At 51.9% G+C, this 12,861-nt stretch carries 14 protein-coding genes; 9 read left to right on the top strand and 5 right to left on the bottom strand.

From position 1 onward, the window contains the following. The first annotated feature begins 34 nt into the window (after window positions 1-34). The 5 genes from EVJ22_RS11265 to EVJ22_RS11245 are packed head-to-tail and all read left to right on the top strand — an operon-like array spanning window position 35 to window position 4,501. Complete coding sequence (locus EVJ22_RS11265; RefSeq protein WP_071398966.1) at window positions 35-676, top strand: efflux RND transporter periplasmic adaptor subunit; 642 nt, start codon at window positions 35-37, stop codon at window positions 674-676. Next, window positions 673-1,356 carry an ABC transporter ATP-binding protein gene (locus EVJ22_RS11260; protein ID WP_070329059.1) on the top strand — a complete coding sequence of 228 codons (684 nt, stop codon included), beginning with the start codon at window positions 673-675 and terminating at the stop codon, window positions 1,354-1,356. The genes EVJ22_RS11265 and EVJ22_RS11260 overlap by 4 nt, the downstream gene beginning before the upstream one ends. Continuing rightward, on the top strand, window positions 1,353-2,504 hold the full coding sequence (locus EVJ22_RS11255) for an ABC transporter permease (protein ID WP_233589695.1): 1,152 nt from the start codon (window positions 1,353-1,355) through the stop codon (window positions 2,502-2,504). Before EVJ22_RS11260 ends, EVJ22_RS11255 begins: the two co-directional genes overlap by 4 nt. Before the next feature lie 18 nt (window positions 2,505-2,522). Continuing rightward, window positions 2,523-3,197, top strand: coding sequence for a response regulator transcription factor (locus EVJ22_RS11250; RefSeq protein WP_070329061.1), 675 nt, complete (start codon window positions 2,523-2,525; stop codon window positions 3,195-3,197). After that, the gene (locus EVJ22_RS11245) at window positions 3,194-4,501 is read left to right on the top strand and encodes a HAMP domain-containing sensor histidine kinase (protein ID WP_131443936.1); all 1,308 of its coding nucleotides are present in this window, start codon (window positions 3,194-3,196) and stop codon (window positions 4,499-4,501) included. The genes EVJ22_RS11250 and EVJ22_RS11245 overlap by 4 nt, the downstream gene beginning before the upstream one ends. On the opposite strand, the gene EVJ22_RS11240 is transcribed toward EVJ22_RS11245, so the two are convergent. Next, window positions 4,502-5,119, bottom strand: a complete 618-nt coding sequence (locus tag EVJ22_RS11240; RefSeq protein WP_131443935.1) for a TetR/AcrR family transcriptional regulator — start codon at window positions 5,117-5,119, stop codon at window positions 4,502-4,504. A gap of 168 nt (window positions 5,120-5,287) precedes the next feature. Here EVJ22_RS11240 and EVJ22_RS11235 point away from each other — a divergent pair, with 168 nt between their 5' ends. Then, entirely contained in the window at window positions 5,288-6,016 is a 729-nt protein-coding gene (locus EVJ22_RS11235; protein WP_131443934.1) for an ABC transporter ATP-binding protein, read from the top strand. Then, window positions 6,009-7,022, top strand: coding sequence for an ABC transporter permease (locus EVJ22_RS11230; protein ID WP_131443933.1), 1,014 nt, complete (start codon window positions 6,009-6,011; stop codon window positions 7,020-7,022). Before EVJ22_RS11235 ends, EVJ22_RS11230 begins: the two co-directional genes overlap by 8 nt. A 37-nt stretch (window positions 7,023-7,059) precedes the next feature. Here the strand turns inward: EVJ22_RS11230 and EVJ22_RS11225 are convergent, their stop codons facing one another. Next, entirely contained in the window at window positions 7,060-8,559 is a 1,500-nt protein-coding gene (locus EVJ22_RS11225) for a phytoene desaturase family protein (protein WP_071398961.1), read from the bottom strand. Between the two features lie 210 nt (window positions 8,560-8,769). Continuing rightward, a complete protein-coding gene (locus tag EVJ22_RS11220; protein WP_131443932.1) occupies window positions 8,770-9,249 on the bottom strand; it encodes a DedA family protein in 480 nt (159 codons plus the stop codon). A 269-nt stretch (window positions 9,250-9,518) separates the two neighbouring features. Here EVJ22_RS11220 and EVJ22_RS11215 point away from each other — a divergent pair, with 269 nt between their 5' ends. Together EVJ22_RS11215 and EVJ22_RS11210 are read left to right on the top strand one after the other, a co-directional pair. Then, on the top strand, window positions 9,519-10,211 hold the full coding sequence (locus EVJ22_RS11215) for a response regulator transcription factor (RefSeq protein WP_071398959.1): 693 nt from the start codon (window positions 9,519-9,521) through the stop codon (window positions 10,209-10,211). Then, window positions 10,208-11,281 (top strand): HAMP domain-containing sensor histidine kinase, encoded by a 1,074-nt coding sequence (locus EVJ22_RS11210; protein ID WP_071398958.1) that lies wholly within the window; start codon window positions 10,208-10,210, stop codon window positions 11,279-11,281. The genes EVJ22_RS11215 and EVJ22_RS11210 overlap by 4 nt, the downstream gene beginning before the upstream one ends. A 28-nt stretch (window positions 11,282-11,309) precedes the next feature. On the opposite strand, the gene EVJ22_RS11205 is transcribed toward EVJ22_RS11210, so the two are convergent. After that, on the bottom strand, window positions 11,310-11,930 hold the full coding sequence (locus EVJ22_RS11205) for an SAM-dependent methyltransferase (RefSeq protein WP_071398957.1): 621 nt from the start codon (window positions 11,928-11,930) through the stop codon (window positions 11,310-11,312). 213 nt (window positions 11,931-12,143) lie between these two features. Next, window positions 12,144-12,653 carry a glucosaminidase domain-containing protein gene (locus tag EVJ22_RS11200; protein ID WP_233589694.1) on the bottom strand — a complete coding sequence of 170 codons (510 nt, stop codon included), beginning with the start codon at window positions 12,651-12,653 and terminating at the stop codon, window positions 12,144-12,146. Between the last annotated feature and the right edge of the window lie 208 nt (window positions 12,654-12,861).

Here is a 12,861-nt window from a genome sequence, read left to right as displayed (position 1 = left end):
TCCTTGAGGTACAACCAAAAGGAGGAATTGACAGATGAACAAAAAACTGAAGTGGGGATTAGGTGGCGGTGCCCTGGCCATCGCGTTAGGAGCTGGCATTTTCTTGATGCCGCAATCGGTCGAATATAAGTCAGAGCAAGTGGCGACGGAGACGATTGAGAACGTCTACACGTTTGCCGGTCAGGTGACGACTGTCGGAGAAGATGCGACCGGACGACTGTTGATCGACGAGCGGGATTTAGGGAAAGTCGAGGAAGGTGATGCGCTGACGATCTATGCGAACGCATTGGACACTGAACTCGAAGGAACGGTCGAATCGATTGCGGATGAAGCGGAAGCATTGACGACTCCGGGCTCGTCAGCACGTTATGCGATGAACGTCACGTTGCCTGAAACGGACGGATTACGAAACGGGATGACGCTCGAAGGCTCGATTGTCGTCGAACGTGTCGAAGAAGCAGAGACGCTATCACTCGACAGCATCACGTTTGAAGAAGGCGACGCCTACGTGTACGTCGAGGGCACGGATGGTCCGGTGAAACGGCAAGTCGAGCTCGGCATCAGCGACGGCAGCCGCGTTGAGATTAAAGACGGATTAGACGAAGATAGCGTCCTCTTAATGGATGAGGCGACAGCTGGGGGTATCATGCCACCACAGATCGGAGGCGGACAATGAGCGCACTCATTGAAGTCACCGATTTGACGAAAGCGTACGGGTCGGGTGAAAACGAACAGATCGTGTTGAACGGTATCGATTTGACGGTTCACGACGGCGAGTTCGTCGCCATCCTCGGGCCGTCTGGTTCGGGGAAATCAACGCTCATGAACATTCTCGGTTGTCTGGACGGATACACGAGCGGTCGCTACAGCTTTGGCGACCGTGACGTGACCGGATTATCCGAGACCGAATTGTCGGCGTTCCGCAATCAGCAGATCGGGTTCATCTTTCAACAGTTCAACTTACTGCCGCGATTGACGGCAAGCGAAAACGTCGAGTTACCGCTCATCTATCAACGGCTGTCGAAGTCGGAACGAAAAGACCGGACGCACCAGATGTTGACGCGTGTCGGGCTCGGCGATAAACAGAACCATTACCCGAATCAACTGTCGGGTGGGCAACAACAACGTGTCGCCATCGCGCGGGCGCTCGTGACAAATCCGTCTCTACTGCTCGCCGATGAGCCGACCGGGGCGCTCGATCAGACGAACGGACGTCAAATTCTGAACTTGTTTCATGAATTGCATGCGGAAGGGAAGACGATCATCATGATCACCCATGACCTCGACATCGCCAAAGAAGCGACGCGCATCGTCTACGTTCGGGATGGCCGTATCGAGAAGGAGGAACGACGATGATTCGAGAAAATATACGTATGGCCTGGCTGACGGTGATCAGTCATAAGATGCGCTCTTTCTTGACGATTCTTGGAATTGTCATCGGGACGGCGTCCATCATCACACTCATGACGGTCATCTCGGGTGTCACGTCCTCAATCAATGAAGAAGTCGCGACGTTCGGGGCGGACCGGATGAGTGTCCAAATCGAAGATGCGACGAAGAATGGCATCAGCGTCACCGAAGTGGAACGTCTCGAAGCGATTGACGGCGTCGAGTCGTTATCGCCTACGACAAGTCATCAAGCGGACGTCTATTTGGGCGGTCAAACGACCGAACAGAGCGTCCTTGGGAAGAGTGACGCGTTCTTCTCAGATTCGACACTCGCTTCCGGGCGTGGCATCACGCCAGTGGACGTCTCGGAGCGGACACGCGTCGCCGTAATCGGTGATACGATCGTGAAGGAATCGTTCCCGACCACGTCGCCAATCGGTGAGACGATCACGATCGGCGGGATCCGTTACATCGTCGTCGGCACGCTCGCCCCGTCTTCAGAGTTTTCGATGTCGACGGACGAGACGATCGTCATTCCGGTGACGACCGCGCTTCACCAGTTTCATGTGAATACGATTTCGACGTTTGACCTGTACACGGAATCAGGACAATCTGAGACAGTAAGTGAAGAATTGACGCAGCAGTTGACGACCGCATTTAACGGTCGGGACGCGTTTACCGTCACGAGCTTTGAAGACGCCCTCGCGTCAATCGACCAAATCAACGCCTTGCTCAGCATGCTGCTCATCGGCATCGCGTCCATCTCGCTGCTCGTTGGCGGTATCGGCATCATGAACATGATGCTCGTCTCGGTGACGGAGCGGACGAGTGAGATCGGCTTACGAAAAGCGTTAGGCGCGACACCGGCGAAAATTCGCCAACAGTTCTTGTTTGAATCGGTGCTCTTGTCCGTCCTCGGTGGGTTGGTCGGTGTAGTGGTCGGCGCACTCCTTGCCTTCGGTTTGACCGTCGTCATGGGTGTCCCGTTCACGTTGGCTAGTTCGACCGTCGGCTTGGCACTCGGGTTTTCAGTCGTGATCGGTGTCATCTTTGGATATATCCCGGCCCGTAAGGCGTCCGCCTTGCAGCCGATTGAAGCGTTACGAAACGCATAAAGAAAGAAGGAATCTCGTATGGTCACGCTATTGCTTGTCGAAGATGATCCGGCACTCGGAGGTCTTCTGTTTGAATATTTGACGACAGCGGGCTACCGCGTGCTGTGGGCCGTTGACGGAGAGGAGGCGCTCGATCTGCTCGATCAGCAACCGATCGACGTCATCGTGACCGACATTATGATGCCGCGTCTCGATGGTCGAGCGTTGACCGAGCAACTGCGGGACGCCGGTTACACGCTCCCAATCTTAATGTTGACCGCGCTCGAGACGTTGCCTGATAAGAAGAAAGGATTCCGGGCCGGGGCCGACGACTATCTCGTCAAGCCGGTCGATCTAGAAGAACTCGAGCTCCGCATCGAGGCGATGCTACGACGAGCCAATATATATCGAGACCACCAGATTCAACTGCACGATTGCGTGTTAGACGAAACATCACTGACGGTGATCACCCCGGTCGAGACAATCGAGGTGCCGAAGAAAGAGTTTGAGTTGTTGTATCATTTGGCGACGCATCTCAATCAAGTGTTCACGCGACAACAGTTGCTCGATCGCATATGGGGCTATGAAACGGAAAGTGACGTCCGTACAATCGATGTCCATGTTAACCGTCTCCGGAGCCGCTTGAAGCATGTCGACGCATTTCAAATCAGTACCGTCTGGGGACTTGGGTACCGCTTGGAGTTGAAGTCATGAAGTCCTTCTTCAGCTCGATTTACGGACGTTTCCTGACCATCTTCTTCGGGCTGTTGCTCATCCCGATCTTACTGACGCTGACGCTCTTCTTGACGTTCCAAATGAATGCGTTGACGTCGCAAGTCGAGACGATGCTCGTTGAACGGGCCGAGAGCATGCTGACGGCTTCTGAGCGTTATGAATTAGGAGCCGATGAGGTCATCGACTTGTTTTCCGAACGGACGCTTATTGTCGAGACGGACCGCTACGCGGCCGCAAGTTGGTCGGTCGCGGAGCGCGCGCGTCTTGAACGAGGCGACGTGCTGACCGTAAGCGACGAGCGATTGCCTGCCGTCACGCTTTTAATCGATCGGACTGTCGTGACGTTGTCCCCGAACGCGGACGAGAACCCGGTCACGATTTTCCGCGATCTATCGTTTCAGACGTTGTTGCTCACGGCGCTCGTCTCGAGCGTGCTTGTCTTGTTCGCGGTCCGGCTCATGACGAGACGGATCGACCGGGTGACCGAGGCGGCAAGTAAAGTCGCTTCTGGTGATTTGACGGTACGGGTACATGACGGCGGGGACGATGAGATCGGCAAGTTGGCGAGTCAGTTCAATCAGATGACCGAGACGTTGGCGACGAATGAGTCTAAAAACGAGGAATTGACGGCGATCATGGCGCATGAATTCAAGACGCCGGTCGCCTCGATCCTCGGCTACGCGACGCTACTGAAACGGGCTGACGTGCCGACGGAAAAACGAGTCAACTACGCGACGATGATCGAACAGGAAGGCAAGCGGCTGTCACGGTTGTCACGTGACTTGCTGCGCCTTGCCAAGTTGGATCACTCGGTCGTCGGATTAGACGTCAGCCGCTTCTCGCTCAGTGAACAGATGCGGGAAAGTATCTTATCGTTTGAACGAGAATCGAGTCGCAAACGGTTGAACCTGATCGCTGAGCTTGATGAAGTCGAGATGGTCGGCGATGCCGGACTGCTGCACCAAGTGTGGATCAACCTGATCCAAAACGCGATGACCCATTCTTATGACGGCGGCACGATCCGCATCAAGCTCATGCAAACGGCGGAAGCGATTGTCTGCGAGATCACGGATGACGGGGAGGGCATGACTCCGGAACAAGTGAGCCGTATGTACGAGCGATTCTATCAGGCCGACCCTTCGAGACATCAAGGCGGGTCAGGACTCGGTATGGCGATTGTCCAAAAAATCGTCACGTTGCACGGTGGTCATGTAGACGTCACGAGCGAATTGAAGTCAGGGACGACGGTGCGTGTGACGCTTCCTAATCAAAAAGACAGGTAGCTACCTGTCTTTTTGTCTGTCCGGCTTTAACCCACCCGCGACGAGCGGTCCTTCAAACGTGATCGTATAGATGATGCGTGCGATGTCCTCTACCGTTTCAGTTCGGTCATTATACAGCCACTCATAAATGACGCCCATATGGGCCGACGAGATATAGGATACTAAATAATCGGGTGGGACGAGTGACTGCGTCTCGTCGAACAATACGGTCGGGGAACGGTGAAACAGAGCCGTGTACATGTAGGCGCGGAGTCTCGCCTGGAACTGCGGATCGCCGTTCGGACCGAGAAGCGGTTTCATCAAAATCTTATTTTTCTCGATGAACCGGATGAACGGGACGAGCAACTGATGGGGAGCGGAGCCTTGTTGATTGCCAAAGACGTTCGGCAAATTTTTGATGAGTTTTGTTTCGGCCTCATGAAAGATCGTTTCAATCGATTTTTCCATGAGATCGTACTTATCCACATAGTGGCTATAGAACGTACCCCGGTTGATGCCGGCGCGTTCCGTGAGCGCCTTCACCGTGACCGCTTCAAATCCTTGTTCTTCGATCAATTCGAGCAACGCCTGTTTGATCAACTGCTTCGTTCGGACGACCCGTAAGTCTGTCTGTTCCATATTTTTTCTCCTTTATCCAACACATTGTCGCCGTCTGTTGGAAAACCAACACTGTGACCGAGATTGATGGTTGTTGACCGTTCGAGCGCGGACTATACTGAACGTATAAACCAACACGGTGTCTTTTAGTCCAGTGTACACGAGGCAGACATCGGGAGGGAGTCCAATATGAATATTCAACTGAACGACGTCAGTAAATCGTTCGGTGACCAACTGGCCATCGATCATATCGGCTTCACGATCAACTCGGGCGATATCTGTTGTCTGCTCGGTCCTTCAGGGTCGGGGAAGACGACGCTCATCCGTTTGATGATCGGCGCATTGGCGGCAGACAAAGGATCGATTCGAGTCGGCGAGACGGTGATGCCGAACATGAACATGCTTCATAAGATCGGATTCATGCCGCAAAACGATGGGCTGTACGACGATTTGTCGGGTGAGGCGAACCTCGAGTTTTTCGGCTCGATCTATAAGCTCGGCAAGGCAGGGCTCAAACAACGGATTGATGACGTGCTCGCCCTCGTCGATTTGACGGCCGACCGAAAAAAGCTCGTCCGCAACTATTCGGGCGGGATGAAGAAGCGGCTGTCGCTCGCCATCGCCATCCTCCATCAACCGGACGTCTTGTTTTTAGACGAGCCGACGGTAGGGATCGACCCGATTTTGCGCCGCCAGATTTGGGATCAGTTTCAAACGATTCGAGCCGGTGGGACGACGATCATCGTCTCGACCCACGTCATGGACGAGGTGCTCGAGTGTGACCGGGCCGCGCTCATCTACAACGGGCGCTTGATCGCCTATGACACGGTGACGCACTTGCTCGAACAGACCGAGAACGGACGCGTCGAGGAACTGTTCCTCATTGCCGGACGAGAGGAGGCGAAGCACGATGCGTAACTTGGCGAAACGGGTCATCTTTCAGACGTTGAACGACAAGCGGAGCGTCGCCTTGATTTTGATCGCCCCGCTCCTCATCCTCACACTCGTCTACTTCTTGCTCGGCGACTCGGATTACGTGCCGGTCGTCGTGCTTGATGAGGCCGCCCAGCAGCAGCTTATCGACGCGTTTGAAGCCGAGACGCTCGACGTGCGACTCGATACGGTCGAGGAGCCGGTTGCTTATTTGGAAGACAATAAAGACGTCGATGCCGTCTTCGAAGCGGGACAGGCGGGTACCATGATCACGTTGCGCGAACCGTCGACGAAATCGTCGAAAGCGGTGCGTGAGATCCAAGCGGCGTTGTCGGCGCTCAATCCGACGGCCGATATCGAGATGAATTACGTATACGGAGAAGAAGGACAGTCGACGTTTGATTCGTTCGGCTACGTGTTCTTGTCGCTGTTCTCGTTCTTCTTCGTCTTCATCCTGTCGGCGATGGCGCTCGTCAAAGAGCGGAGCGGGGGTACGCTCGAACGGCTGCTCATGACCCCGATCAAACGCGGACAAGTCATTTTAGGGTATACGCTCGGCTATGGCGTCTTCGCGGTCGTACAGTCTGTCCTCATCGTGCTCTATACGATCTACGTGCTCGGGCTGACGTCGCTCGGGAACATCGGTTGGGTATTTCTTGTGATGATTTTAATGGCCGGGACGGCCGTTTTGTTCGGGGCGACGATTTCGGTGTTCGCCCGCTCGGAGCTCCAAGTCGTCCAAATGATCCCGTTCACGATCATCCCGCAAGTGTTCTTCTCAGGATTGATCCCGCTCGACTTGATTCCGTATGGGCTCGGCAATTTGAGCTACGCCATGCCGATCTTCTATGGGGCGACGGCAATCAAGGAAGTGATGGTGTACGGGAGCGATTTCACCGGGATCTGGGGTTATGTGCTCGGTTTAATCGTTTACGCAGGTGTGCTTTATTTATTGAATATGCGGGCGCTCGGGAAGTATCGCGGGCACTAAAAAAGGATTCGAGCGTGGGCTCGAATCCTTTTTATGATCAGTTTTTAACGCCGTCACGCTTCGCGATCTTGTCGCTCACTTGTTGACCGCTCAATGTCACCATCGGCATGCCACCGCCAGGGTTCACGGTGCCGCCGACGAAATACAGATTGTTGTACAGCTCGCTTTGCTTCTTATGCTTGAAGCCGCCGTTCCGTTTTTTATCCGCGACGGTGCCGTAAATCGCGCCCCGGTCCGATCCATACGTGCGTTCGATGTCATGAGGCGTCCAGACGTCGCGCGTCACCGTGTTGTCTCGTAACCCGTCCAAGCCCATGCGTTCGAGCTTATCGAGGACGCGTTCTTCAAACGCCGCATACTCTTCTGGTGTGAACGGTTCGTCTTGGATGTACGGGATGTGCGGCAGAATTTTAATGTTCTCATGTCCTGCCGGCGCCTGTGTCGGGTCGGTCTTATTGACGTTCACCAAATAGATGGTCGGGTCGTCCGGTAGCTCGTGTTTCTCGAAGATCTTATCCATCTGTTCGTGCAAGTTCTCGGAGAAGAAGAAGTTGTGGTGTCCTAAGGCCGGATACTCTTTTTTGACGCCGAGATGAATCACGAAGCCAGAACTCGCCGGTTCATATTTTTTCACGAGCTTGTCGACATAGTCTTCATCCGCATCGACCATCTTTTGATAGAACGGGATGACTTCCATGTTGGAGACGAAGTAATCGGCTGACCGGAGTCGGCCGTCCTCGAGCTCGATGGCGGTGATCTTCTCGTTGATCGTATGGGCACGGACGACACCTTGCCCCGTATGGATTTGGACGCCGATCTCCTCGGCGAGTTTCGTCAATCCTTCGGCCAATTTGTGCGTACCGCCTTCGACGTACCAGCAACCTTGAGCGTACTGCATATAAATCATCATGTTGAGCACGGCCGGGGCGCTGTAAGGAGACGAACCGACGTATTTGACGTAGTAGGAGAGCATCGTCCGTAAATGCGGGTTGTTGATCCGTTTCGAGATCCCGTCGTACATCGTCGACGTCAAGTCAAATCCGAACAACGTCGAAAACAGGCCGGTTTTCGCCACCGCTTCTAGCGGTGATTCAAACCCTTCCTTCAAGTAACTCTTCTCGGTCGTATGGTAGATGCGCTCGGCATAGTCCAATAGTGCCCGATACTCTTCCATGTCTTTATGTGACAGCGTCGGATTGGCGCGCTCCATCACGTCGAGGTCGTGATATAAATCTAATACCGTGCCGTCCGGGAAGAACGAGCGCCACTCGAGATCGAGGCGTTTGATCGGCACGTAGTCCGCCATCCGCTTGCCGCTGCCCGTGAATAACTTTTCAAAAATTTGCGGCATCGTTAAAATCGACGGACCGAGGTCGAAGCCGAACCCGTTTTGCTCGAGTCGATTCACTTTCCCGCCGATATGGCCGTTCTTTTCATATAAGGAAACCTCATACCCTTGTTGAGCGAGAGAAATGGCCGCTGACAAGCCGCCAAGTCCTCCCCCGATCACAATCACAGACTTGTTCACGTTGTTCATATACCGTGTCGCCTTCCTTCCAACATCTATTTTGCATACATTCAGCTTTTAAGTACTTTGCCGTCGGTCGACAGATTCCCTGCCTTGACGAGGAGGGGAAGATGCAATTCTGCACATTCAACATATAAACCGTTGGCATTCGATTCTTCTCCGTATACATACCCGTTTGGATACGTTTGGAATCTGAATGTATGAAGTGAGTAGCGGCCGTTAAAGGGAAAGAATCCAATCTTTCGTTTGATTAAAAATCGGGACGCGTTCAGCTAACTGAATCACGGTGAACCACGCACCGGTATAACCAAGCGCGGATAAGACGTTATAGAACGTATACGTTCGAAACGACAACGAGGTGAATCCGGCGACATAGTGAATCGGGTGGCGCAAACCGGGAATAAAGTAGGAGACAAGAATGACGCGTGCTCCGTATCGTGCATACAGCGCCTCGGCTCGTTTTAAATAACGTGAATCACGTTTTGAAGTTGGGATGAATCGATTCAATCCGCGGCCAATCAAATAAAACCAACTAAAGGAAAACGTGAAGACCATCCAAGTGGATATGAACACGATCCATTCGGGAACTGTCGTCACGGCTGTAATCGTCAAATGGGTGACCATCAAGACGTCATCGGACAACGGGGTAAACATGATACCGATTGCGAGCACCACGTATTGTGTAAGTATTGTTTCCAATCGAGTCACTCCTTCTAACGTCTAGTATGGAGCGATAAGCGTAAGAAGTGTTTAGCAGAGTCTTAAGAAATGTTAAGAAGTTCAACAGAATGCGTTGTGATGCGCTCGGTACACTTCATATAGGTATATAACTAAAACGTGAATCTGCATGTTTTTGCCGTTTCACAGGCGAAAGTGTATGGGAAATGTAAAAGATGCTACGCTAGTTGAACAAGATGAATTCAAAGTTCGTCTGTCAACACGTAGTGCACGAAGTGAGGGGGAAGAGAATGCGTCCACAACCGACAATTCTGATTGCCGATGACGATGAGGCGATCCGCGAGTTGCTCGCCATTTATTTAAAAAATGAAGGATACGCCTTGCGATTTGCAAAGACGGGTCAAGAAGTGCTTGACGTCGTCGCACACGAAGCCATCGATTTACTCATCCTTGATTGGATGATGCCCGTCATGGACGGCATCGAGGCCTGTATTGAAATTCGCAAGACGCAGTTCATGCCAATCCTCATGCTGACGGCAAAGACGAGCGATTTGGATCTGATGCAAGGCATCTCGATTGGTGCGGACGATTACATGAAGAAGCCATTCAATCCGCTTGAGGTGACACTTCGCGTGAAGTCGCTACTTCGACGCTACCGGGACTACGGTGCTGACCAGTCGGCCCAGTCCGGCGTGCTCATTTTTGATGACGTCACACTCGATATTCAAACAAGACAATGCACGAAAGGGGACACCTCGATTCGGCTGACACCGAAAGAGTTTGATATTCTCGCCTACTTCATGCGCCATCCGAACCAAGTGCTGACGGTCGAACAGATTTATGAGGCGGTTTGGGGAGAAGACGCGTTTGAGGTCGACAATACGGTCATGGTCCATATCACGAAAATTCGCGAGAAGATTGAAGAGACGCCGCGGAAACCTTCGTACATTAAAACGGTATGGGGCGTGGGGTACCGCCTATGAAAAAGCGACAGTGGGACCGGTTACTCGTTAAATTAATCGGGATTATCCTAATCAACGCCCTCATCGCCACGATTGCGTTTCTAATTATGGGCTATTTGATTAGCTTGTATTATATTCAGAACGAGACCACGCCTGATCCGTTGATTTATAATCTTGCTTTCTTAAGCGTGACATTTATTACAATTATCATTTTTGTGATTGGCTTTTCATTGATGACGCGAAAGACGCTGCAAAAAATCACGGATTTATCAAACGAGATTGAACAAATCGCAAACGGAGATCTTGGACGAACCGTTGAAGTGACGGGGCGAGATGAACTCGCTACGCTTGCAGAGAGCGTTAACCAAATGTCGAGGCAGTTGCATCAATTGTTCGAGAAAGAACGGTCGCATGAGGAAGAACGAAATCAACTGTTCTCTAACTTGTCCCATGATTTACGTACCCCGTTGACGAGCGTTCGCGGTTATGTCCAATTGCTACAAACAGAACGGGAATGGACAGATCAAGAGCAAAGTCACTTCAACGTATTACATGAAAAAACGGCACAGCTCGAACATCTTCTCGATCAACTGATGGATGTGAATCGGTTGTATTCCGCACAAGTGACGTTATCGAAACATCGCTTGAATATCAGCTTGTTGACGAGCCAATTGGTGCACGAATTACAACCGTTGTTTGCTGAAAAGGGATACCGTTTAACCGTGAACATCCAACCGGACGTCTACGTGGAAGCTGACCAAGAGCAACTCATCCGTGTCTTTCAGAATTTGATGTCGAATGCGTTAAAATATGCGATGGATGAAAGTCCGATTGAACTGACACTGATCCAACAGGGGTCAGTGGTTGAGTGGCGACTCTGTAACGGGACGTCACAACAGACGATCGATGCGATGGATCAATTGTTCGACCGGACATACCGTGTCGATGCATCACGAGGTGAGACACCAGGAGATGGGCTCGGGTTATCGATCGCACGTCAAATCATGTTGCTTCATGAGGGGACGCTTACGGTGTATTCACCGGAAGCAGAGTGTATTTGTTTTCGGGCGCGCTTTGCGCTTCGTATGTAAACAGTTGTCGATAGACACAAACATCGAATCAGCTTTCGCTTGATTCGATGTTTGTGCGTTTTTGACCGATGTATTGGATGATCGCGGATGTCCCTTGATGAAGTATTCCTTCGTGTCGTTCCACAACACCTTCAAACAAGCGGCACGTGTTGAGTGAGCCGGTGAAGGTAGAGAAATCATGCGCTGTGTATAAGAGCGTCTTTTCTTTTGGTCCGCCTGTCCCATAAGCGAGTTGCTCTTCACTATACACTTCTGTCACGAAGTAGCCTCCTGGCTTCAATGCTCGCTCGATCCCGTTAAAGACGGCCGTTTTCACTTCTTTCGGGAAATGACCGTATATACATAAAACGGCGTCGTAAGCCTGTTCAGGCCAGTTCGCTTCAGCCAAATCGACGAGGCGGGTCTGCAGCGTCACGCCGCGACGTTCGGCCAAACGTGCGGCTTTGTCTAACCCGACTTGCGAATAGTCCCACATTTCTACGTGGAGTCCTTGCTCCGCGAGCCAAACGGCGTTTCTGCCTTCTCCCTCGGCGATTGCGAGAACGGTCATTCCTTTTTTGAACAAGTGCACTTGTTGCTTCACGAACTCATTTGGTTCTTCTCCATAGACATACTCATCCGTATCAAAACGTTGATCCCAAGTTGACATGTGATGTTCCTCCTTATCGACGGTCGAGCCGGCATGCGATCTCGTCTCTTCATTTTACTCGATGAACAAAAAAAGCATCCGAGCAGATGCTCTGAATGCTTGTTAGCGTTTAAGTAGCAAGACGACGCCCGTTACGAGAAGCGTGAGTCCGCTGAATAACCGTACTTGATTGCAAGTCACTATCGTTCACCCCTATAAGTCATGATCGTTCGTTCATTTTTTGGCGACCCGGATTTGGGTCCGTCCCATCTCCCGATAGATCGAGAGGATGTCCGTCCCATAATTTCCCGACGGTTGCATCGCCCATTTGCGATGCAAGGCCGGCCAAGTCGTCGCAGAGCCTCGTTTCACATAATGGAAGCGCGGGTCGACGCGGGTCGAATTTAACGCTTCTTTAGAAGCATATGCTTTCAAATGTTGAATCTGTGCCGTCACGCCTTGGTGCGGGGAGCGGAAGTAATGGCCTTTGACCCCTTTGCCGACTGTACCGATCCCTGAGTAATTGTGCTGCTTCGGAAGGACATCCCCGCCGTAGCGGAAGTAACCTGTCTCTTTCAATGCTTGGGCAAAGGCGACGTCCCCGCGGACGCCTTCTTTTGCGCCGATGATGACGAACAGTTTGGCGAGCTCTTCGACTGTCACACCATGAAGGCGGACGGTTCTAGGATTTTTCGCTTTCACGTAGTCTGCCATCTGTTGAGGAGTTAAAGTCGATGCTCCCATAATAGCACGATTCTCTTTCTTTGGCGCGGCTTCGGCCGATGTTTCGAAGGTGAAGCACGAAGTTAAAATCAAGATCATAGCTAAGCCAAAAGCGAGCACTTTTTTCATCAAGACATCCTCCGATTCGATTGAATAAACTATACAGATAATACCATATTATTCAGAGGCACAATCATTAATTTTAGCTAAAAAGGGAACATAATCCAAA

The organism is Exiguobacterium sp. SH0S7 (assembly GCF_004337195.1).
Taxonomy (GTDB): Bacteria; Bacillota; Bacilli; order Exiguobacteriales; family Exiguobacteriaceae; genus Exiguobacterium; species Exiguobacterium aurantiacum_A.
The sequence above is the reverse complement of the archived record's forward strand: the minus strand, read 5'-3'. Positions and strand labels throughout refer to the sequence as shown.